The organism is Micromonospora sp. NPDC005174 (genome assembly GCF_040608495.1).
GTDB lineage: Bacteria > Actinomycetota > Actinomycetes > Mycobacteriales > Micromonosporaceae > Micromonospora.
The window spans coordinates 146,898-168,748 of the sequence record NZ_JBEXIJ010000014.1 but is presented as its reverse complement, the minus strand read 5'-3'; the positions used below and the strand labels follow the sequence as shown (position 1 = coordinate 168,748).

Annotated in this window: 17 protein-coding genes; 3 read left to right on the top strand and 14 right to left on the bottom strand. The window is 69.7% G+C overall.

What is annotated here, in order from left to right; translation table 11 throughout:
- Positions 1–139 precede the first annotated feature (139 nt).
- Positions 140–292 (top strand): hypothetical protein, encoded by a 153-nt coding sequence (locus ABZU91_RS17685; RefSeq protein WP_355241083.1) that lies wholly within the window; start codon positions 140–142, stop codon positions 290–292.
- Positions 293–416: 124 nt separating this feature from the next.
- On the opposite strand, the gene ABZU91_RS17680 is transcribed toward ABZU91_RS17685, so the two are convergent.
- The 6 genes from ABZU91_RS17680 to ABZU91_RS17655 form a co-directional block, all read right to left on the bottom strand.
- Entirely contained in the window at positions 417–2,813 is a 2,397-nt protein-coding gene (locus tag ABZU91_RS17680) for an RICIN domain-containing protein (RefSeq protein ID WP_355241080.1), read from the bottom strand.
- A gap of 82 nt (positions 2,814–2,895) precedes the next feature.
- Positions 2,896–3,747 (bottom strand): sugar phosphate isomerase/epimerase family protein, encoded by an 852-nt coding sequence (locus ABZU91_RS17675; RefSeq protein WP_355241077.1) that lies wholly within the window; start codon positions 3,745–3,747, stop codon positions 2,896–2,898.
- A 6-nt stretch (positions 3,748–3,753) separates the two neighbouring features.
- On the bottom strand, positions 3,754–4,944 hold the full coding sequence (locus ABZU91_RS17670) for a substrate-binding domain-containing protein (RefSeq protein ID WP_355241074.1): 1,191 nt from the start codon (positions 4,942–4,944) through the stop codon (positions 3,754–3,756).
- A 10-nt stretch (positions 4,945–4,954) separates the two neighbouring features.
- Positions 4,955–5,932 (bottom strand): ABC transporter permease, encoded by a 978-nt coding sequence (locus ABZU91_RS17665; RefSeq protein ID WP_355241071.1) that lies wholly within the window; start codon positions 5,930–5,932, stop codon positions 4,955–4,957.
- Positions 5,933–5,934: 2 nt separating this feature from the next.
- Positions 5,935–6,909 (bottom strand): ABC transporter permease, encoded by a 975-nt coding sequence (locus ABZU91_RS17660; RefSeq protein ID WP_355241068.1) that lies wholly within the window; start codon positions 6,907–6,909, stop codon positions 5,935–5,937.
- Positions 6,910–6,967: 58 nt separating this feature from the next.
- Positions 6,968–8,479 (bottom strand): sugar ABC transporter ATP-binding protein, encoded by a 1,512-nt coding sequence (locus ABZU91_RS17655; RefSeq protein ID WP_355241065.1) that lies wholly within the window; start codon positions 8,477–8,479, stop codon positions 6,968–6,970.
- Between the two features lie 523 nt (positions 8,480–9,002).
- Here ABZU91_RS17655 and ABZU91_RS17650 point away from each other — a divergent pair.
- A complete protein-coding gene (locus tag ABZU91_RS17650) occupies positions 9,003–12,557 on the top strand; it encodes a ThuA domain-containing protein (protein ID WP_355241062.1) in 3,555 nt (1,184 codons plus the stop codon).
- Between the two features lie 86 nt (positions 12,558–12,643).
- On the opposite strand, the gene ABZU91_RS17645 is transcribed toward ABZU91_RS17650, so the two are convergent.
- The 8 genes from ABZU91_RS17645 to ABZU91_RS17610 all read right to left on the bottom strand — a co-directional run bounded on the left by ABZU91_RS17645 (position 12,644) and on the right by ABZU91_RS17610 (position 20,729).
- A complete protein-coding gene (locus ABZU91_RS17645) occupies positions 12,644–13,615 on the bottom strand; it encodes an aldo/keto reductase (RefSeq protein WP_355241059.1) in 972 nt (323 codons plus the stop codon).
- Positions 13,612–14,490 (bottom strand): amidohydrolase family protein, encoded by an 879-nt coding sequence (locus ABZU91_RS17640; protein WP_355241056.1) that lies wholly within the window; start codon positions 14,488–14,490, stop codon positions 13,612–13,614. Before ABZU91_RS17640 ends, ABZU91_RS17645 begins: the two co-directional genes overlap by 4 nt.
- A complete protein-coding gene (locus ABZU91_RS17635; protein WP_355241053.1) occupies positions 14,487–15,248 on the bottom strand; it encodes an SDR family NAD(P)-dependent oxidoreductase in 762 nt (253 codons plus the stop codon). Before ABZU91_RS17635 ends, ABZU91_RS17640 begins: the two co-directional genes overlap by 4 nt.
- Positions 15,245–16,273 carry an alcohol dehydrogenase catalytic domain-containing protein gene (locus ABZU91_RS17630; protein ID WP_355241050.1) on the bottom strand — a complete coding sequence of 343 codons (1,029 nt, stop codon included), beginning with the start codon at positions 16,271–16,273 and terminating at the stop codon, positions 15,245–15,247. The genes ABZU91_RS17635 and ABZU91_RS17630 overlap by 4 nt, the downstream gene beginning before the upstream one ends.
- A gap of 138 nt (positions 16,274–16,411) precedes the next feature.
- A complete protein-coding gene (locus ABZU91_RS17625) occupies positions 16,412–17,647 on the bottom strand; it encodes a mandelate racemase/muconate lactonizing enzyme family protein (protein ID WP_355241047.1) in 1,236 nt (411 codons plus the stop codon).
- A 1-nt stretch (position 17,648) separates the two neighbouring features.
- Positions 17,649–18,476, bottom strand: a complete 828-nt coding sequence (locus tag ABZU91_RS17620; protein ID WP_355241044.1) for a carbohydrate ABC transporter permease — start codon at positions 18,474–18,476, stop codon at positions 17,649–17,651.
- Positions 18,476–19,456, bottom strand: a complete 981-nt coding sequence (locus tag ABZU91_RS17615) for a sugar ABC transporter permease (protein ID WP_355241041.1) — start codon at positions 19,454–19,456, stop codon at positions 18,476–18,478. Before ABZU91_RS17615 ends, ABZU91_RS17620 begins: the two co-directional genes overlap by 1 nt.
- Before the next feature lie 4 nt (positions 19,457–19,460).
- A complete protein-coding gene (locus ABZU91_RS17610; RefSeq protein ID WP_355241038.1) occupies positions 19,461–20,729 on the bottom strand; it encodes an extracellular solute-binding protein in 1,269 nt (422 codons plus the stop codon).
- 150 nt (positions 20,730–20,879) lie between these two features.
- On the opposite strand from ABZU91_RS17610, the gene ABZU91_RS17605 reads away from it, so the two are divergent.
- Positions 20,880–21,650: a FadR/GntR family transcriptional regulator gene (locus tag ABZU91_RS17605; protein ID WP_355241035.1), complete on the top strand. Its 771-nt coding sequence runs from the start codon at positions 20,880–20,882 to the stop codon at positions 21,648–21,650.
- Positions 21,651–21,851: the final 201 nt, after the last annotated feature.

Below are 21,851 nucleotides of genomic sequence, written 5' to 3'. Positions count from 1 at the left end.
CGGCCGCCCGGATGAGGCGGGCACCGTCTTGCCACTGTTAGCGTTAACAGCAGACGCCGGTCATATTACGGAGCCGTTTCGTCGAATTCAACTACTTCCATGTCTTGGCGCACCGCCGCCCGAGGTTTCGCTCTGCGCGGTGCACCCGCTGGTTCGCACGAGGGCGTCCCTCGACGACCGACCCGAGGAGGTGGTGAGCACCGAGGCGCCGATACCGTGCAGGCCGACGTACGCGGCGGGCTGGCTGCCGGCGCTGCACCCGCTGAGCTGGGTGCCGCCGCTGAAGACGTGACCTCTACGGGTTAGCGTTAACACATCCACCGGTGGATGGCCGGCATCGATGGGGGGCCGCATTCTCGCGGTTGCCGCCACCGGGGAGCCCCGGCCGGGGTGCGGCCGGCCGGGGCGAGCCCATGTCAGCTGCGCAACTGCCACTGCTGGTTGGTGCCGCCGTTGCACGACCACAGGATGAGCTTCGTGCCGTTCGCCGTGCCGGCGCCGTTCGCGTCCAGGCAGAGGCCCGACTGCACGCCGGTGATCGTGCCGTTGGCGTTGACGTTCCACTGCTGGTTGGCCTGGCCGTTGCAGTCCCAGATCACCACGGCGGTGCCGTTGGCGCTGCCCTGGCCGGAGGCGTCCAGGCACTTGTTGCCGTACACCATGAGCTGCCTGCTCGCGGTGGCGGTCCACCGCTGGTTGGCGGCCCCGCTGATGCAGTCCCAGAGCTGGGCCTGCGTCCCGTTGGTGGTGCTGGAGTTGCCGATCTCGGCGCAGCGACCCGACTGGACGCCGACGAGCTGCGCGCTCTGCGGGTTGGTGCTGCCCCCGCTCTGGACACCGGCCGCGGCGATCACGGACTGCGCGCCCGACGGCCAGCTCCCGTTGGAGACCGTGACGTTGCTGTTGACGACGTTGCCGCGGTCCCCGTTGGTCACGTTGGTGCTGCCGTTGGACGACCAGTTGTTGGTGACCGTGAAGTTGCCCATGTTCTCGGCGTAGTAGTAGTTCGCGGTGGCCCAGGTGCCGGTGGAGGAGAACACGTTGTTGCGGGCGGTGTAGTAGCGCGAGCCCTCGTCGAAGTAGAGCCCGAACCAGCCGTTGGTACGCAGGCAGTAGTTCTGGTTGATGGTCCCGCCCGGGTTCGCCGAGAGCGTGTAGATGCACCCGCCGTCGGTCATCTGCTGCATCACGTCGTGCACGTAGTTGCCGACGACCTGGTTGTTGGCCGCGGTGGTGGCCGTCGAATAGCGGGGCTGGTAGTTGTAGAGGCCCCGGTTGGCGTAGTGCTGGCTGCCGCCGGCGTCGTTGGCACCCCAGCCGTAACCCACCGACAGGCCGGTGTACGGCATGTTGTAGACCTCGTTGTGCGAGACCAGCGAGGTGTTGACGTAGGTGGTCAGGATCGACACCACGCCCCGGTACTCCACACCCAGGTCGTGCACCCGGTTGTTGCTGATGGTGACGTTCCGGTTGACCATCCGCTGGTCGCCGGGGTGGTGGGCGTCGGCGCGCACGCCGCCGACCACGATGCCGCCGGCGGAGTTACGGGCGATCTCGGAGCGGGTGACCGTGATGTTGCTGGTGCCCAGCCCGACACCGCTCGCGTGGGCGTTGGCGTCGTTGCCGATGCCGATGGCCGTCTGACCGAGGTTGACGAACTGGGAGTCAGCGAAGGAGATGGTGTTGGCGGCGGAGACCTGCACGGCGGCCGGCATCTGTGCCCAGCTCGGGCGGGTGGCCTCGAACAGGGGGCAGCCCTCCTGGCAGGAGGTCAGCGCGTCGGACGGACGGGCCCAGGTGCCGACGATGTGCGCGCCGGTCTGCTGGTCGGCGAAACCGTTGCTGCTGCTCGGGCCGAGCCAGCTGGTGCCGGTGAAGGTGATGCCGCTGAACGAGATGTGGTGCGCGGGCGCGTCGTACGTGCCACCCACGCTGACCAGCGACTGCACCTGCGGCAGCTCCACGCTCACGCTGCTCATGTTCTGCCCGGAGAGCGGGATGTAGTCGAGCTGGCCGCTGCCCGGGTTGAGGTACCACTCCCCCGGCGAGTCGAGGAACTCGTACGCGTTGGCCAGGTAGAACGGGCCGGCCCGGTGCGGGCGGGACAGGGTGTCGAAGCCGAACGTGTTGTTGTTCCAGGCCGGCTGCTGCATCGTCAGGAAGTTTCCGCTGATGCTCTGCACGGGCGAGTACCGGTCGGTGAACGAGCCGACGCTCTCCACCTCCACCCGGCTCTGGTTACCGACGTTGTTCAGGTAGCTCAGCGCGCTGTTGCTGAACCGCATGCCGCTCGTGGTGAAGGTGAAGTCGGCGCGGTTGACGGCGGTACGCGCCCGGGTGGCGATGGCGCCGTTGACGTAGAGCTGCCGGCTGTCCAACCCGGCGGGGACGCTGGCCCGCCAGATGTTCTTCCCGGAGTCGACGAGCGACCACCCGGTGACCGCCCGCGCGCCGCTGATCGTCGGGCGGGCCGAGGCTGCCGCCCGCCAGATCACCTGGTAGCCGTTGGTGCCGGAGTCGGCGGCGGTCAGGCGCAGCGGCGACGTGAGCCGGTAGACGCCGTCGGCCAACTCCACGACGATGTCGCCCGACATGGAGCTGTTGAGCGTACGTACCGCAGCCTGCGCGCCGCTCAGCGAGCACGGCTGGCTCGATGAGCAGGTGCTACCGCTGCCGGCCGGGGACGCGTAGAGGGTGGTGGTGGCCGCGGCGGCCGGTGTGGCCGAGACGGTCACGGCGACCAGAGCGGTCAGTGCCGCCGTGGCGGCGCCGGCGAGGAGCCTGCGCGCCATGGGGATGGATGAGACGGACACGGGGCGATCTCCTGTGGTGGTGGGGGTGGGGGACGTGGATCGGTGGGGTTAGCGCTAACAACGTGGGCATGCCGACGCCAGGTCAGGCGACGACCTTCCGGAGATGGTGCAGACCGTCGAGGGCGAGGCGGTCCTGGGAGGGGGCCAGGGGCCGCCAGATCGACGCGGCGGTGGCGATTGTCGCGTTGTCGGCCGTGAACGACTCGATGCAGACCGCGCCCCGATAGCCGGTGCCCCGCAGGACGGAGAAGAAGCGGGGCCAGTCGAAGTGGTCAGCCCCGGGAGCGCCCCGGTCGGTGCCGCTGACCTGGACGTGCTTGATGTGCGGGCCGGCCAGCGCGAGGGCGGCGTAGGGGTCGGCCTCCTCGATGTTCATGTGATAGGTGTCGATCATGATGCCGACGCTCGGGGGCAGGCCGTCGATCAGCTCGATCGTCTGCTCGACGGTGTTGACCACGCTCGTCTCGTAGCGGTTCAGCGCCTCGACGCCGATGCTCACGCCGCACTCGCCGGCCCGGTCGGCGACCGGCGCGAGAGCCCGCCGGAAGTCGGCGTAGCAGGCCACCCGGGCCGCCGCCGACATTCGCCAGGTACGGCCGACCGCCGCGTACACCGGGCCGCCGACGCAGGGCGCGCCGACCGCCGCCGCGCTCGCCACACACCCCATGAGGTACGCGCCTGTCGACTCGACGACGGCCGGCGTGGCATCCACCAGGTCCCGCCCGGGCGGGGTGACCGCGCAGACCCCGGCCGCGACGAGGCCGTGCGCGGCCAGCAGGTCCCGCGTGCGGGCCGGGTCCCAGTCGCCGGGCTGCTCGATCGGCAGTTCGACCGCGTCGAACCCGAAGGAGGCGATCCGCGGGATCAGCCGGGCGAGGGCCTCGTCGTCGACCGGCGAGGCCCACACCCAGGGGTTGACGCCGATGGTGTACACCGCAACCTACTTCCAGCGCTGCGGATAGCCGGGCAGGTCGCGGCAGCCGCACATCGCGTAGTGCAACGGCGGCATGCTCGCGTCCAGGTACTGGTCCAGGTTGTCCTGGGTGACCGTGGGCTGCGGCAGCTTCCACGGGTTGGAGACCTGGGTCCCGTCGAGGATGTTCAGCGCGGCGATGATCGGCGTGCGCCACTGGTACGTCGGGTAGGTCGGCGCGATGGCGGTGAGCTTCTTGTCCTTCCACAGCTTCAGGAAGTCGAGCTGGTCCTCGCCGTTCATCGGCGGTACCGGCTTGCCGGCGTCCTGGAAGGCCTCGACCGCCGCCACGGCGACCGCTCCGGCGTCCATCCAGACACCGTCGATCGTGCCGTACCGCTGGATGTAGTCGTTCACGATCTTCTTGGTCTTGGCGGGGTCGCCGTCGGTGAACTCCACGCCCACGACGTCGACCTTCGCCTTGTCCAGTGCGATCTTCGCGGCGGACCAGCGGGTCTCCAGCACGTCGACGCCGGGCAGGATACGCAGGGCCAGCACCTTGCCGCCGGGCTTCATCTTCTGGCTGACGAACTCCGCGCCCACGTGACCGAAGCCGTAGCCGCCGACCGGGTTGATGAACGTCACCGGGCAGGTGGTGTTGACGCCGCGGTCGAAGACGACCACCGGCAGGCCGGCCTTGCAGGCGGCCTCGACGGCCGGGGTGAGCGTGGCGGTGGTGTTCGGCGACACGATGAGCGCGTCGCACTTCTTGCCGAGCAGATCGTTGATGTCGGCGATCTGCTTCTGGTCCTTGCCCTCGGCGTCGACGTGCACGAACTCGCTGATGCGGGAACGCTGCGCCTCGACCTCGGCCTGCATGGTCTTGAACCCGACCTGCCGCCACGGGTTGTTCAGCGCCGCGTTGGAGAAGCAGATCTTGTGCGGACCGGCCTTCTTGAACTTCGCGGTGTCGACCATCTTCGGGTTGAGCACCTGCTCCCACGGCTTGTCGGCCGGGCCCGTCGGTGCGGCGTCGAGCAGCGCCAGCTCATTGTCGTAGTCGGCCTGCACGAAGAACTTGGACTGCTCCCCGGTGCCGGACCCGGCGGCGGCGGACGCGCTGCCGGACGGGGAGGCGGTCGGCTCGTCGGTGGCACACCCGGCGGTGGCCAGTGCCAGCACACCCACCGCGGCCAGGGCGGTCATGGATCGTCTCATCGAATCACCTTTATCTTGAGGAGGAGGAACGCGAAGCCGAGACCGCCACGGCGAGCAAAATGATCACGCCCTGGACGGTCGATCTGAGGGCACCGGAGACGCCGGTGAAGTTCATCAGCGCGAAGAGCGTCTCGAGGGTCAGCGCACCGAGCATCGCCCCGACGACCGAGCCGCGACCGCCGCCGAGGGCGACCCCACCGAGCACGACGGCGGTGATCGCCCCGAACTCCAGGCCGACGCCGGCCTGGAACGACACCCCGCTGTACCCGCCGAGCAGGATCGCCGCGATCGCCGCCGCGACGCCGCTGAGCACGAACGCGATCGTCTTGGTGAGTCCGACGCGTACGCCGCTCATCTCGGCGGTGCGCGGATTGTCCCCGACCGCGACGAGCGTGCGGCCGAAGTCCGAGCGGGTCAGCACCACGGCGATCACGGCGACCACCACCAGGACGATCAGCGCGTACGGAATCCGGCCCAGCAGTGGCACGTCCTCGATGGCCCGTCGGCCGAACCGGCGGAACTCCTCCGAGAGGCCGCCCTTCGGCGCGCCGTCGGACCACAGGTACACGGCGCCCACGAGGATCAGGAACATGCCGAGGGTGGTGATGAAGGAGGGCACCCGCAGCACCGTGGTGACCACGCCGTTGACCAACCCGACGAACGCGCCGCCGACGAGCAGCAGCGCGACCACCGGCCAGGTGCGCGACGGATCACTGTCGATGAGGCGGGCGGCGACGACGACCTGCGCAGTGACCAGGGAACCCACCGAGAGGTCGAACTCCCCGCTGACGATCACGAAGTACTGACCGGCGGCGAGCAGGATGATCGGCGCGGAACGGCCCAGGAACGACATCAGCGAACCCGGGGCGAGGAAGTCGGGTTGGACGAACGCGATGAGGATCAGCAGCACCGCAAGGAGCGCGGCGATCGGCGCGATCCCGTCGGGACGGATCCGCAGGGTGAGCGGACGACGCTCGGCGACCCGCATGGTCAGGACCCCGCCTTTCGCATGGCCCGTCGGGCGTAGACGGCGACCGCGGCGATGATGATCACTCCGCGGATCACCTGCTTGAAGAACGCGTCGACCTCGAGCTGGTTGAAGACCGCGTCGATGCTGGCGAGCAGCAGCACGCCGCCGATCGTGCCGAGGACTCCCCCGCGACCGCCCGCGAGGGCGGTGCCGCCGAGGACCACCGCGGCGATGGACTCCAGGTCGTAGAGCCCTTCGGTGCCCACCCGTGGCGCGCCGGAGCCGAGTCGGCTGGCCAGATAGACCCCGGCCAGGCCGGCGCAGAGGGAGCACAGCATGTGGGCCGTGACCAGGACCCGGTCGTTGCGGACGCCGGAGAGCCGGGCGACCTCCGGATCGCCGCCGACGGCGACCAGGTGGTGACCGAACCGGGTGCGCGAGAGTGCGAACCAGGCCGCCGCGGTCACCGCCAGCAGCAGCAGGAAGGACACCGGCACCGGACCGATCCGCTGGTATCCCAGGGTCCGCACGAGCGCGGGGGCGCTCTCGCCGGCCGGGCCGTCGTATCCGTTGTCGAGGTAGCCCTTGAGCAGCAGCCCGACGCCGAGGGTCGCGATGAACGCGTTGATCCGCAGCTTGGTGACGAGCAGCCCGTTGAGCAACCCGACGCCGGCGCTGACCGCGAGGGCGAGCCCGATCGCCGGCAGCAGCGCGCCGTCGCTGCCGTTCATCGCCTCGGCCGCCACCAGCGTGCTCAGACTGATCACGAACGCCACGGAGAGGTCGAGAGAACCACCGAGGATGACCAGGGTCTGCCCGACCGCGACGAGCCCGAGGCCGGCGGCGACGTGCAGCAGACTCACCGTCGTCGACTGGTTGAAGAGCTGACCGCCGTCGAGCATGACGATCAGCCAGCCGACGACGAGGGTGAGGGCCAGAGCCACGTACACACCCGGCACCGCGCGGCGGGCCGGACGCAGCGACAGGGCGGTCATGCTGAGCCACCTTTCGTTCGCGACTCCGGGGCTCGCAAAACCGGCTCACTCCTCGCGCTCACAAGACGACCTCTCGGACGGTGCCGACCGCCAGGGCGACCACGTCCTCCTCGGTCGCGCCGGCGGGCAGCTCGCCCGCGATCCGGCCGTCGCGCAGGACGACCATCCGGTCGCTCATGCCGAGCAGCTCCGGCAGTTCGGACGAGATCATCAGGACGGCCGCGCCGTCGCTGGCGAGGCGGCGGACCAGATCGTGGATGGCGGACTTCGCGCCAACGTCGATGCCCCGGGTCGGCTCGTCGAAAATCAGGATCCGTGGTTTCAGCGCGAGCCAACGGGCCAGGACGACCTTCTGCTGGTTGCCCCCGGAGAGGAAGCGGATCTCCTGGTCGTCGCCGGCGGCGCGGACCTCCACGGCGGCGAGCAGCTCGCGTACCCGTGCGGTGCGGGCGGCACGGCCGGACCGTGCCGCGAAGACGGCCCGGCTGGCGAGCAGCGCGTTGTCGAGCACCGACTGCCGCGCCACGATGCCCTCACCCTTGCGGTCCTCGGTGACGTACGCGATGCCGGCCCGCATCGCGGCGCGCGGTGAACGCAGCCGCACCGGCCTACCGTCGAGCTCGACGTCGCCGGTCGTGAACGGCGCCACGCCGAAGAGCGCACGGGCCAGCGCGGATCGTCCGGAGCCCTGCAGGCCGCCCACGCCGAGCACCTCGCCGGCGCGTAGTTCGAGGTCCACGTCGCGCAGCTTGCGGTTGCCGCCGCCACGGACGGTCAGCCGTACCGACCCGCGGTCGTCGGGGCCGGCCCGGTCGGGGTAGTAGCTGGACAGCTCACGGCCGACCATGTGCCGCACCAACTCGTCGGCGTTGGTCTGCGCGGTGTCCACCGTGGTCACACGACGACCATCCTTGAGCACTGTGATCCGGCTGGACAGGTCGAAGACCTCGGTGAGCCGGTGCGAGACGTACAGCAGAGCGATGCCGCGCTCCTGGAGCCTGCGTACCAACCCGTAGAGCAGCTCGACCTCCTGATCCGCCAGCGCCGCGGTCGGCTCGTCCATGATGAGCAGCCGCGCGTCCAGGGCGAGCGCCTTGGCGATCTCGACGACCTGTTGCTGGGCGACGCCCAGCCGCCCGACCCGGGCGTCGGCCGGCAACGCGGTCTCGCCGATCGAGGCGAGGAGTTCGCGGGTGCGGTCGAGCATCGCGCGACGGTCGACCAGGCCGCGCCGGACCGGCTCGTGACCCAGGTAGACGTTCTCCGCGACGGTGCGCTCGGGCAGGAGGTTGAACTCCTGGTGGATGATGCCGACGCCGGCCCGCTGTGCGTCGCGGGGGCCGTGGAACGAGCGCGGTTGGCCGGCGAACTCGATGGCACCCTCGTCCGGGGCGTACCCACCGGAGACGATCTTCATGAGCGTCGACTTCCCGGCGCCGTTCTCGCCGACGACGGCGTGCACCTCACCCGGTGCGACGTCGAGGTCGACACCCTCGAGGACGCGGACACCGAGGAAGGACTTGCCGATGCCCCGTAGGGCCAGCAGCGGTGCCGGTGGTGGGTCTGACATCCCGATAGCCCTTACAGATAGTAGTCATCGACGGGAACAGCACAACGGCCGGTAGGCCGTTCGGCGCGCTGAGCGACGCACTTTCGCAGGCTGGTGCAGAACTTGCGTTTTTATGGTGCAAACATTTCCTTGACATCGAGGAAACATCACACGTATGAAGATAGATGTTTGGATGCGGGTCCGCAATCCTCCATCTGCGGCGACTGCCAGGCCCGGCACTCGATCGGCGCGAGTGTCGACACGGACGAGTCAGGCCCGAGCACCCCTACCGAGGGGTAACATCCGACGCTCGACGTTTCATTGACACCTGTCGATGGATAGCTCATCCTGACCTCGCAGACCATGGACGAGATCACAGCCCACATCACGCTGTGTGACATCCAGCGGGGCTGACTGCCGTTTCGGCGGACGGCACGACGACCGCGACCAGCACACTCGTGGCTCCCGCGCGCCCAGACACGACCTGACGCGCTGGCGGCCCGTGCTCGCAATCGGAGTTGCCCGCCCAGACCTAGGAGACGGCATGCGTCGCCCCACATTGATCATCGGACTGATCGTCGGCCTGTTGGTGGCCCTCGGCCTGGCCCCGCCGGCGTCGGCCGCCCCGGCCTTCCGCGCCCTGTTGTTCACGAAGACCGCCGGCTACCGGCACGACTCGATCCCCGCCGGGATCTCGATGATCCAGCAGCAGGCCACCGCCAACAACTTCGAGGTGGTGCAGACCGAGGACGCCAGCGTCTTCACGGCCTCCAACCTCGCCACCTTCGACGTCGTCATCATGCTCCAGACCTCCGGCATGGTCTGGACCTCGGCCTCGCAGCGGCAGGCCATCGAGGGCTACCTCGCCAGCGGCAAGGGCATCGTCGGTGTGCACAACGCCACCGACATGGGCATCGAGTCTGAGTACCCGTGGTGGGACCAGATGATGAACGGCGGAGCCCACATGCCCGAGCACTCCCCCGGAGTGCTCGCCGGCACCGCCATCGTCGCCGACAAGCAGCACCCGTCGACGGTCGGCCTGCCGGACCGCTGGAGCCGCAGCGAGGAGTGGTACAACTTCGACTCCAACCCGCGCGGCAACGTGCACGTCCTGGTGACCGCCGACGAGCGCACGTACAACCCGGGTTCGCGGGCGATGGGCCCGGACCACCCGATCTCGTGGTGCCGCAACACCGGCGGAGGACGGGTGTGGGCCACCGCGATGGGCCACGCCATCGAGTCGTACAGCGAGACCTACTTCCGCAACCACGTCCTGGGAGGCATCAAGTGGGCCGCCGGCAACGTGCCCGGTGACTGCGGCGGCACCGTCTGGGGCAACTTCGAGAAGCGCACGCTGGACGACAACACCGCCGATCCGATGGCGATGGCCGTGCTGCCCGACCGCCGCGTGCTGTACGTCCAGCGCGGCGGCCAGGTCAAGATCTTCAAGCCGAGCACCAACAGCACCGTCACCGCCGCCACGCTGAGCGTCTACACCGGCGGTGAGGACGGCCTGACCGGCGTCGCGATCGACCCGGCGTTCGCGAGCAACGGGTACGTCTACCTGTACCACTCCCCGGCGAGCAGCTCGACCGACGTCAACCGGGTCTCCCGCTACACGCTCTCCGGTGACACGCTCAACCTGTCCACCGAGGCGCGGATCATCGACATCCCGGCGTACCGGGACCGGACCTTCGCGGAGCCCGGCCACACCGGCGGCTACATCGAGTTCGGGCCGGACGGCAACCTCTACATCGGCACCGGCGACGACACGCCACCCAACCTCGACCCCAACTGGCAGGGCTACGCTCCGCTGGACTGGCGGTCCGGCAAGGCCAACCTGGACGCCGCCCGGTCCGCCGGCAACACCAACGACCTGCGCGGCAAGCTGCTGCGCATCACGCCCTCGGCCAGCGGCGGGTACACCATCCCGTCCGGCAACCTCTACCCCCAGGGCACGGCGCAGACCAAGCCCGAGGTGTACGCCATGGGCTTCCGCAACCCCTTCCGCTTCTCGATCGACCCGGCAACTGGCTGGGTCTACCTGGCCGACTACGGCCCCGACCGCAACCCGCCGACGACCAACCGCGGCCCGGAGGGTCTCGTCGAGCTGAACGTGATCAAGGCAGCCGGTAACTACGGCTGGCCGTTCTGCCACGGCAACAACCAGCCGTACGCGCCGTTCAACCCGGACACGGGTGTCGTCGGGTCGAAGTTCAACTGCAGCGCGCCGGTCAACAACTCGCCCAACAACACCGGCCTGGTCAACCTCAAGCCGATCGTCTCGCCGAACATCTGGTACGGCTACCCGGCCTCGACGACCTTCCCCGAGCTGGGCTCCGGCGGGTCGGCGCCGATGGGCGGTCCGGTGTACCGGTACGACGCGAACAACCCGTCGGCGACGAAGTTCCCGCCGTACTACGACGGCGTGCACTTCTTCTACGAGTGGGCGCGCAACTACGTCAAGGAGGTCCACTTCGACTCCTCGACGGCGGTCACCCGGACCAACCCGTTCCTGCCCGGCGGCAACTTCAACAAGCCGATGGACATGGAGTTCGGCCCCGACGGCTCGCTGTACCTGCTCGAGTGGGGATCGAACTTCGGCGGTGGCAACAACGACTCCGGTCTCTACCGCATCGACTACATCCAGGGCGGCCGGTCACCGATCGCGAAGGCCGTCGGTACGCCGACCAGCGGCAGCGCCCCGCTGACCGTCCAGTTCAGCAGCGCCGGCACGACCGACCCGGACCCGGGTAACACCCTCAGCTACCAGTGGACCTTCGGTGACGGTGGTACCTCCACGGCGGCCAACCCGGCACACACCTACACGACCAACGGCGACTACACCGCACAGCTGAAGGTCACCGACAACACCGGCAAGACCGGCTTCGCCAACGTACAGATCACCGTCGGCAACACCGCCCCGGTGGTCACCATCAACGTGCCGCCCAACGGAGGCATGCTGAACTTCGGCGACAAGGTCTCGTACACGGTCAGTGTCTCCGACCCCGGCGGCGCGGCCATCGACTGCACCAAGGTGTTCGTCAACCCGGCCCTCGGCCACGACGACCACGCCCACGAGACCACCGAGTACCCGGGTTGTTCGGGGACCATCTCCACCGACCTGCTCGGTGGGCACCCCGAAGGCGCGAACCTGTACTACGTGCTCAACGCCCGCTACACCGACAACGGCGGCTCGGGTGGCGGTTCACCGCTGACCGGCTACGCGCAGGCGATCCTGCAACCGAAGCACAAGCAGGCCGAGTACTTCAGCAGCCAGTCCGGCGTCCGGGTCGTCGACCAGAGCGCCGCGGAGAGCGGTAAGCGCGTCGGCGACATCTCCAACAACGACTGGGTGGCGTTCAACCCGATGAGCCTGTCGGGCATCAGCACCGTCAGCTACCGGCTGTCGTCGCCCAGCGGCGGCGGTTCCATCGAGCTGCGGGCCGACTCGCCGACCGGCACCCTGCTGGCCACCACGACCGTGCCGAGCACCGGCGGCTGGGACAACTACCAGTCCACGTCGGCGGTGAGCGTCGCGGCCCTGTCCGGGACGCACACGCTCTACATGGTGTTCAAGGGCAGCACGTCCAACTGGTTCGACCTGGACGCGTTCACCTTCGGCGGCAACGGCGTGGGGGTCCCCGGCGGCGACACCGGTACCGGCGTGGCCGGGAAGACCTGGACCCTGACGGCCCAACACAGCGGCAAGCTGATGGACGTCAGCGGTGTCTCCACCGCCGACGGCGCGCAGGTCGTGCAGTGGGCGGCTACCGGGGCCAACAACCAGAAGTGGCAGGCGGTGGACGCCGGCGGCGGCGCCGTCTACCTCAAGGCGGTGCACAGCGGTAAGTGCCTCGACGTCGTCGGGGGCTCGACCGCGCAGGGCGCCTTCCTGCAACACACCACCTGCAACAACTCCAACCAACAGAAGTTCACCGTGACGTCGACCGGCACCACCGGTGTCTACACGGTCAAGAGCGCGCTGAGCGGGCTCTGCCTGGACGTCAACAGCGCCTCGACCGCCGACGGGGCCCGACTGCTGCAGTGGGGCTGCCACAGCGCCGCCAACCAGCAGTGGCGGTTCACCCAGGTCTGACCACCGGACCGTAGCGCGAACGAAGCGCCGGCCACCCGCTCCTGACGACGGGTGGCCGGCGCTCCGGCTTTTTCAGCGGCGTGTCGTCACCGGAGCAGTCCGGCGTCGCGCAGCGCCACCCAGAGCTGCTCCGGGACGTCCGCGTCGAAGCGGCGCAGGGTCTCGGTCACCTGGGCCTCGTCGCGCAGGCCGACCACCGTCGAGACCACGACCGGGTGCCGGCGGACGAACGCCAACGCCGCCTGGGGCAGCGTGACGCCGTACTCCTGGCAGACCGTCGCGATCCGCCGGGCCCGCTCGATCACCTCGGGCGGCGCCTGCTGGTAGTTGTAGGTCGCGTCGGCGGGTGGCTGGTCACGGGCCAGCAGCCCGGAGTTGTAGACGCCGGCGATCACCACGCCCACCCCCGCGGCCTGCGCCGCCGGCAGCAGGTCGTCGAGCGCGCCCTGTTCGAGGAGGGTGTACCGGCCGGCGCACATCACCACGTCGATGTCGGTCTCCTTCACGAACCGGGCCAGCATCGCCGACTGGTTCATGCCGGCCCCGATCGCGCCGACGACCCCCTGGTCGCGCAGCTCGACCAGTGCGGGCACCGCCTCGGTCGCCGCCTGCTCCCAGTGGTCGTCCGGGTCGTGCAGGTACACCACGTCCACACGGTCCAGACCGGTGCGCTCCAGGCTGGCCTCCAACGACCGGAGCACGCCGTCGCGGCTGAAGTCCCAGACGCGCCGGTGGTCGGCCGGCACGTCGAACCCCTCCGGATCGCGGTCCCCCGCGCTCTCCGGCGACGGTACGAGCAACCGCCCGACCTTCGTCGACACCACGTACTCGGCGCGGGGCCGGGACCGCAGCGCGGCTCCCAGCCGCCGCTCGGACAGGCCGAGACCGTAGTGCGGCGCGGTGTCGAAGTAGCGGATGCCGGCGTCCCAGGCGGTGTCGACGGCGGCGGCGAACGTGTCGTCCGACGTCGCCCGGTACAGGTTGCCGCCCTGCGCGGCGCCGAAGCCCAGCGTGGTGAGCCGCACCGCCGGCCGCCGGGGCAACGCCCGGCCCGTCACGGCTCCCCCAACCCGTACGCGCGGACGGCGGTTTCCCGCCAGATCGCCGCCTGTTCCCCGTCACCGAGCGGTTCCAGCAGCTCGGCGAGCACGCCGACCCACCGGCTGTACGAGCTGGCGAGCAGGCACACCGGCCAGTCGGAGCCGAACATGAGCCGGTGCGGGCCGAACGCGTCGAGCGCGTGGTCGACGGCCGGGCGCAGGTCGGACGCCGACCAGGACGGACCATCCACTTCGGTCACCAGGCCGGAGAGCTTCGCGGTGACGTTCTCCCCGGCGGCGAGCGCCCGCAGGTTGGCGGGCCAGTCGCCGAGGTCACCCGTGCCGAGCGACGGCTTGGCGAGGTGGTCCAGGACGAACGACACCTCGGGCAGGTCCCGGACGAGGCGGGTGGCCGCCGGGAGCTGGTGGTCGCGGACCAGCAGGTCGTAGGCGAGGCCGGCGGCGCCGACAGCCGCGATGCCCCGCCGGACGTCGCGCCGGTCGAGGTACGCCGGGTCGGGCTCGGACTGGACGAGGTGGCGGATGGCGACCAACCGCTCCCCTCCCCGTGCGGCGCGGAGCCGGTCGAGGCGCTCGTCGATGTCGTCGGCGGTGAGGTTGACCCAGCCGACGACTCCGCCGATGAGGGGGTCGTCGGCGGCGATGCCCAGCAGGTGTTCGGTCTCCGCCACGGAGGCGATCGACTGCACGACGACGGTCTCGGTGACGCCGGCGGCCCGCGCCGCCGGGGCGAGATCCGCCGGGGTGAAGTCGTTGTCGATCGCCGCCATCGTGTCCGGGTCGATCCAGGGCTGGGGGTGCCGTGCACGGACCCAGAGGTGGTGGTGCGCGTCGACGATGCCGGGACGCCCGTCCGGCGGGGCCCCCGTCATCGGCCCAACCAACCGCCGTCGACGGGCAGGACGGTGCCGTGCACGTAGTCCGAGGCAGCTGCGGCCAGGAACACGGTGGCGCCGGCCAGGTCGTCGGCGCGTCCCCACCGACCGGCGGGGATGCGACCCACGATGGCGTCGTTACGCGCGGGGTCGTCGCGGAGCGCCTGGGTGTTGTCGGTGGCGATGTACCCGGGCGCGATCGCGTTGACGTTCACCCCGCGTGCGGCCCACTCGTTGGACAGGGCGCGGGTCAGCCCGGCGAGGCCCGACTTCGCCGCCGTGTAGCTCGCGACGTTGATGCCGCCCTGGAAGCTCAGCAGCGAGGCGGTGAAAATGATCTTGCCGCGTCCGCGGTCGACCATCCGCCGACCGATTTCCCGGCTCAGCACGAACTGGCTGGACAGATTCACCTGCACCACCCGGTCCCACATCTCGTCGGGATGCTCCACGGCCGGCGCACGAGCGATCGTGCCACCGTTGTTCACCAGGATGTCCACCGGCGCCACCGCCTCGGCCTCCTCGGCCAACCGGTACACCGCGGCCCGGTCGCCCAGGTCCGTCCGGATGCCGGTGAACCGGCGACCGGCCGCCTGGACACGCCGCTGGACCTCACTGCCCTCCGGCTCCAACTGCGCCGAGACCCCGATGACGTCCGCGCCGGCCAACGCCAGGGCCTCGGCCATCGCCAGACCGATCCCCCGCCGGGCGCCGGTCACCAGGGCCGTACGCCCACTCAGGTCGAACAGGGCGCTCATCGCGCCTCCTCCCGCCAGTCGAGCAGCACCTTCATGACACCGCCGCCGGACTCCAGGGCCGTGAACGCATCCGTGACGCCCTCCACCGGCAGCACCCGGGAGATCAGCTCCTGGGCCGGGATGACGCCGGCCGCCACGAGCCGGATCGCCTCGACGACGTCCTCGCGCTGGTACAGCCGGGCGCCCAGCAACTGCAGCTCGCGCCAGAAGAAGCGGTGCAGGTTCACCGGACGCGGCTGCGGGTGGATCGCCACCATCACCAGCCGGCCCCGGGTGGTCAGCACGTCCACGGCCGTGCCGACGCCGGCAGCGGAGCCGGACACCTCGAACGCGACGTCCGCGCCCGCGCCGTCGGTCCGCTCGTTGACCAGCGCCACCACATCGGTCGGCCCCGGGTCCACCGCCTCGATCCCGATGCCCGACGCGACCCCGCGCCGGAAGCCGTCCGGCTCGACGAGCAGGACCTGTGCCCCGCGCTCCCGGGCGACGGCCGCGATGAGGACACCCACCGGACCACCGCCGACGACGACCACGTGCTCACCGGATGCCACGTCGGCCCGGCCGACGTCGTGCACGGCCACCGCGACCGGCTCGACGAGCGCGGCCTGGTCCAACGGCAGGTCGTCGGGGAGCGGAAGCACCAGGTCGGCCGGCACCGTCCAGGACGACTGCATGGCGCCGGGCGAGTCGATGCCGAGGAAGTCCATGGCGTGACAGACGTGCGAGTGGCCACGACGGCACGCCGGGCACCGCCCGCAGGCGCGGGTCGGCATCACCGTGACGGCCTGTCCGACACGCAGGTCGGTCACTCCGTCGCCGACAGCGGCGACGTGTCCCGACATCTCGTGCCCGAGGACCGCCGACGCGCCCACGCGGGCGTCCATGTCGCCGTGGAAGATGTGCAGGTCCGTACCGCAGATCCCGGTGTACGCCACCGCGATTCGCACCTGGCCGGGGCCCGGCGGTTCCGCGGCGCGATCCTCGACCCGCAGGTCACGTGCTCCCTGGTAGACAATCGCCTTCACTGCTGCTCCGTCTCGACGTGGGTGGTACGTACGGTGCGTGTGACAGGGCGGCCGGAGCCGCGTGCGCGGTGTCGGCGCCACGGACACGGTAATCATCCGACCAATCGTGGTCCAGTGGTGGAGTCGGCCCGTACCGGCTCAGTGCCGCAGGGGCGCCACGTCGTTCGGGGCCCGGACCGCGTCGACGAGCAGGGCCTCGACCCCGACCGGTGCGGTGGTGACGGTCGGCTCGGCAACGGCCAGGAGGCGTTTGCCCGCCCGCTCGGGACGGACGTTCGGGCTGTCGGCCGAGGGCCCGTCCGGGCGGTGCCCGACCGCCGCGATCGCCACCTCGTCCACCCGTACACCCAGGCCCGGGCTGTCTCCGAGGACGAACGCGCCGTCCTCGACGTGCAGGTCGAGGCCGATGCCCACCGGAGGTCGCAGATCCTGCAACTCACTGACCAGGTGGTTCGGCACCGAGGTCGCGGCGTGCAGGAGACCGAGTGGAATGTTGCCGATGGGGCTGACCGGCAAATCGTGGGCGTGGGCCAGTGCCGCCACCCGCAGGAAGTGGGTGACCCCCCAGACGGCGGCCGCCTGGACGATGTCGACCGCGCCCGCCGCGATCAGCGGCCGGTACTGCTCCAGCCCGGTGAGGTTCTCCCCGGTGGCGATCGACGCCCGTACACCCCGTCCGACGGCCGCCAGGCCCTCGGCGTCCCAACGGCGGACCGGCTCCTCGATCCAGATGAGATCGAGGGTGCGTTCGAGCTCGGCCACGTGGCGTACGGCCTGCTTGCGTGACCACGCCTCGTTGACGTCCAGCATCAGACCGGGCCGTCGACCGTGACCGGCCTCGGTCAGGACCTCCCGGACCAGGCCGAGCCGGTGCCGGTCCCGCTCGATGTCGAGACCGCCCTTGAGTTTGGCGGCCCGCAGGCCGTACCCGGCGTAGATCTCGTACTCCGCGACCAGCTCGTCGTCGGTCAGTCCGATGTCCAGACCGGAGGCGTACGCGGGAACGCGGCGGTCCCGCCCGCCGAGCAGCCGCCACAGCGGCTCGCCGGCCAGCTGGGCCTTGATGTCCCACAGGGCGGTGTCCAGCGCACCGATCGTTCCGAACACCAGGCCCGCGTGGCCGGCCTTGAACGTCTGTCGCAGCATCCGGTCGTACAGGGTGGACACCGCGCGGGGATCTTCCCCCTCGATGGCCGGGAAGATCTTGTCGATCTCCACGTGCGGCCCCAGGCCGATGCCGTTGATCCCCTCGTCGGTCTCGACGACGGTGATCGGCACCGTGGTGACGCCGTCGGGGAACACGCCGTTGGCGTCGCCGACGGGTCGGCCCCACTCCTGGACCGTCGTCAGGGTTCGATACCCGGTGATGCGCATGTCAGCCTTTCGTGGAACCAGCGGCGACGCCGTCGGCGATCTGGCGCTGAAGGAACAAATAGACCGCCAGGACGGGGATCGCGGCGATGAGCACCCCGGAGGCGAAGGTGGGAATGTCCTCGGAGTACTGCCCCCGCAGCGAGGTCACCCCGACCATCAGGGTCCGGTGCTCGGCCGACGGCATCAGCAGCAGCGAGATGAGCACGTCGTTCCAGCAGAACAGCGTGTTGAGGATGCCGACCGACAGCAGCGCCGGAGCACCCAGCGGCAGCATGATCCGCCGGTAGACGCCGTACACGCTGTTGCCGTCGATCCGGGCCGCGTCGACGATCTCGACCGGGATGGTCCGGTAGTAGCTGGTCATCAGAAAGACCGTGAAGGGCAGGAACTGCGCCACGTACGCGAGGATCAGCCCCGGGTACGTGTCGACCAGGCCACTGTCCGCCATGACCCGGGCCAGCGGCACCATGATCACCTGGAAGGGGACGAAGAGCGCCGCGAGGCAGCCGATGAACAGCGCCGTCGAGCCCCGGAAGCGCAGTTGGCTCAGCGCGAAGCCGGCCATCGACCCGAACAGCAGCAGCAGGAACACCGCGCAGCCCACCACGAGGATCGAGTTGGCGGCGTACCGGCCCATGCCGACGCTCGTCCACGCCGTGGTGATGTTCTCGATGCGCAGGGAGTCCGCCAGTGAGAAGCGGTCGAGGATGTACTCCCGGCGGGTCTTCATGGCGACGTTCGCCGTGAACAGGAGGGGGTAGATCGTCGCGGCCGCGAGGAGCCCCATCGGGATCACGAGCAGCCATCTGCCCAGTCGGACGCGGGACATCAGTCCTCCCTTCCCGCGCGTCGGAGCAGCTTGAGCTGCAGGAGCCCGACGACGAGCATGATGATGAACAGGACGGTGGACGCGGACGATGCGAGCGCCGGGCGGTTCATCCGCCCCTGCTGGATCCAGATGTAGTACTCCGGCAGGTAGGTCGAGCCCTCCGGACCGCCACTGGTCATGACGTAGAGCAGGCCGAACATGGACGTCAGCATCCCGATCATCGTGGTCACGAAGACGAACTGGATGGTGCGGGTCAGGCTCGGGATGATGACGTGCCAGATCACCTGTGCCAGCGACGCTCCGTCCACCCGCGCGGCGTCCAACAGGGCGGCGTCCAGGGTCGCGAAGCCCGCGAGGAAGACGACCAGGGCCATCCCGAAGGTCGCCCACATGTGGACGCCGACGACGGCGAACATGGCGACGTCCGGATCACCGAGCCAGTCCACCGGTCCGATGCCCACCGTGGACAGGACAACGTTGACAGGACCGTCAAACGAGAGCAGCAGGTTGAAGATCGCGCCGACGATGACCGGGGACAGCACGGCCGGGAAGAAGTAGACGCTGCGGTAGAACCGGTGCCCCGGTACCCGCAGGTAGATGAATGTGGCGAGCAGGCCCGGGATGGCCACCGCCACCGGCAGGAGCAGCACCAGCAGTCCCACGTTGCGCAGCGCCTGCTGGAACAGCGGATCCTGGAACAGGTCGACGTAGTTGGCGAAGCCGACCATCGCCCCGTCGCGGTCGCCGTCGCCGGTGAACGAGAAGTTGACGCCGAGTGCCAGCGGCCACAGCCGCAGCAACACGAGGATCAGGACGGCCGGGGCGACCAGCACGAAGGGCGCCAGTTGCTCGGCGCGACGGCCGCCGGCGGCACGCCGGGAGACGGCGCGATTGCGAGGCGGCGGTACGGAGGGCGGGACCCCGCCGGCCCGCCCGGCCGAAGCCGAGCGGACCGACGGGAGCGAGTTGCCGATCGTCACGAGGTCAGCCCGCCGTGTCCGAGGCGGCCATCTGCTTCACGACCTCGTCCACGCTGATCGAGCCGCTGAGCAACTGCTGCGAGAGGCGGCCCATCAGGTCGAGCGACTTCGAGGAGAGCGCCACGTGCGGCGCCGGCTTGCCGGTCTTGAGCGCGGAGACGATCGTGGTGACGGCCGGCCCGCTCGCCGACACGTCGATGGTCGTGTCCGCGGTGATCGCGCCCGCGTTGGCGTAGAACGCCTTCAGCGCCTCGGTGGAGCTCAGCGAGCGCACCAGGTCGGCGGCCACCTTCGGGTCCTTGGTCCACTTGGCGACCGCGTAACCGATGCCACCGTCGTACGGCAGGCTCGGGGTCGCGCCGCTGGTCACCGCCGGGGCCATCATCACGCCGAGCTTGTCCGGCGTGATGAACTCGTTGAAGTCCTTCCAGTGCCCGATGTCCGACATGAGCCCGATAATGTGGGCGGCCTTGCCGGACTGGAAGACAGCGAACGCGTCGTTGAACATGGCGGTGGAGTTCGCCCCGTCGTTGTTCAGCTTCGCGGTGCCGGTCTCCTTCCACAGCTCGAAGATCCGCTTCACGTTGGGCGAGTTCCAGTCACGCTTGCCGGCGATCCAGTTGTCGTACTCCTGCGGGGTCAGGACACCCGACGCCATCGCCGACAGGAAGAACTGGATGCCGTAGCCCTCCTTGTTGCCGAGGGCGAAACACTTGGCGCCGCTGGCCTTGGTGATGGCAGCGCAGTTGGCGACGAACTCCTGCCACGTCGTGGCGGGCTTCGCCGGGTCGAGACCGGCCTTCTCGTAGAGCGTCTTGTTGTAGTAGATCGGGTGACCCTGGAGCGTCACGGGAGAGGCGTAGGTCTTGCCGCCCTTGGCGAACGCCTCCCAGCCGGCCAGCCGCTGCCGGTCCTCGCCGACGTACTCGTCCAGTGGCTGGAGCGAGTCGACCCGGTCGCGGATCTGGCCGCCACCGTTGAACAGGATGACGTCCGGTCCCTTGCCCGACTGGATGGCCGCGCCGAGCAGCGTGTAGTACTCCTCGAACGGCTGGGCGACGAACTCGACCTCGACGTCCTTGTGCTTCTTGGCGAAGTCGGCCTTCGCCCTCTCCACGTACTGGGCAGAGCTGGCCTCGCCGGACTTCCAATCCCAGACGACCAGCTTCTTGTCCGAGCCTCCGGACGATGAACCCGATCCTGTCGCGCTTCCACAGCCTGTCAGGGCCAGCCCTGCAACGAGGACCGCGGACCACACTGCTCGTTGCTTCATCGTTGCTCACCTTCATATGGGGAGTGGCCTGAGAACGGCCGTCGATGCAAGATTGACGAGAACGTAACTCGTATGACGTCTGACGTCAACGGTTGCCCTTACACTGGGGCGGACTCGTGGGCCCGCTCCCGCGGCTACGCGGAGGTGAACGTGACGACATCGAACCGGCCGGCCGTCAACGGCGCGACGGCGCAGACCTGGACGCGTCGCCCGGCGAATCTGGCGCGGGCGATCACCGCTGAGTTGGTGACCCGAATCGTGCAGGGAGCGCATCCCTCGGGCACTCCGCTGCCCCCCGAGCCGGTGCTCTGCGAGACCTTCTCGGTGAGCCGGACCGTCATCCGGGAAGCGGTGAAGATCCTGCAGGAGAAGGGGCTCGTGCAGGTCCGCCAGGGCAGCGGAACGCTTGTCACCCCACCCTCGGCGTGGGACATGCTCGACGAACTCGTCCTCGCGGCGACCATCGCCGAGGACGACTCCCTGGCGATACTGGACGACCTGGTGGTCACCCGTCGGGTGCTGGAGTCCGACATGGCCAACGTGGCCGCCCGACTCGCCGACCCGGCCACGGTCGACCGGCTGCGCGCCCTGGTGGACCGCATGGACGAACTGGTGGACGACCACGTCACCTACCAGGAGCACGACCGCGCCTTTCACGACACGGTCATGCAGGCGTCCGGGAACCGCATCGCCAGGGGCGTCGTCCGGTCCCTGGAGAGCCAGGTCGTCAACACCGCGCGGTACATGGGCCAGCCCGAGCGCGCCATGTGCGTGGCGTCGAACCAGGGCCACCGACGCATCTACGAAGGCATCGCCGCCCACGACCCCGAGGGCGCGGCCCAGGCGATGTTCACGCACATCACGGAGGCGTGGCTCGTGCGTCGCAGCGGACCGGGAAGCCCGACCCGCCTGCAGCGCTGACCGCCCTGTCGACCACTGCGTACGCCCCTGCGCCGACCCGTCCGTGAGGCCGCGCGAAATCCAGGTCCATCCATCGCTTGAGAATGTTAGCGATAACAGACTACCCTCGGGCCGCAGAGGCGAAGGGCACGCTTCACCGCTCCAACCGATCCGTCGGGATCGATGGGGCAGTGCACGACCAACGCCCGCTGGTGGGTGTCC

Bases quoted from the DNA above. Each gene is read 5' to 3' on its own strand.
- ABZU91_RS17620 (WP_355241044.1), bottom strand. From the start codon at position 18,476: ATGTCCCGCGTCCGACTGGGCAGATGGCTGCTCGTGATCCCGATGGGG.
- ABZU91_RS17635 (WP_355241053.1), bottom strand. From the start codon at position 15,248: ATGAGCGCCCTGTTCGACCTGAGTGGGCGTACGGCCCTGGTGACCGGC.
- ABZU91_RS17610 (WP_355241038.1), bottom strand. From the start codon at position 20,729: ATGAAGCAACGAGCAGTGTGGTCCGCGGTCCTCGTTGCAGGGCTGGCC.
- ABZU91_RS17660 (WP_355241068.1), bottom strand. From the start codon at position 6,909: ATGACCGCCCTGTCGCTGCGTCCGGCCCGCCGCGCGGTGCCGGGTGTG.
- ABZU91_RS17655 (WP_355241065.1), bottom strand. From the start codon at position 8,479: ATGTCAGACCCACCACCGGCACCGCTGCTGGCCCTACGGGGCATCGGC.
- ABZU91_RS17670 (WP_355241074.1), bottom strand. From the start codon at position 4,944: ATGAGACGATCCATGACCGCCCTGGCCGCGGTGGGTGTGCTGGCACTG.
- ABZU91_RS17625 (WP_355241047.1), bottom strand. From the start codon at position 17,647: ATGCGCATCACCGGGTATCGAACCCTGACGACGGTCCAGGAGTGGGGC.
- ABZU91_RS17650 (WP_355241062.1), top strand. From the start codon at position 9,003: ATGCGTCGCCCCACATTGATCATCGGACTGATCGTCGGCCTGTTGGTG.
- ABZU91_RS17665 (WP_355241071.1), bottom strand. From the start codon at position 5,932: ATGCGGGTCGCCGAGCGTCGTCCGCTCACCCTGCGGATCCGTCCCGAC.
- ABZU91_RS17640 (WP_355241056.1), bottom strand. From the start codon at position 14,490: ATGACGGGGGCCCCGCCGGACGGGCGTCCCGGCATCGTCGACGCGCAC.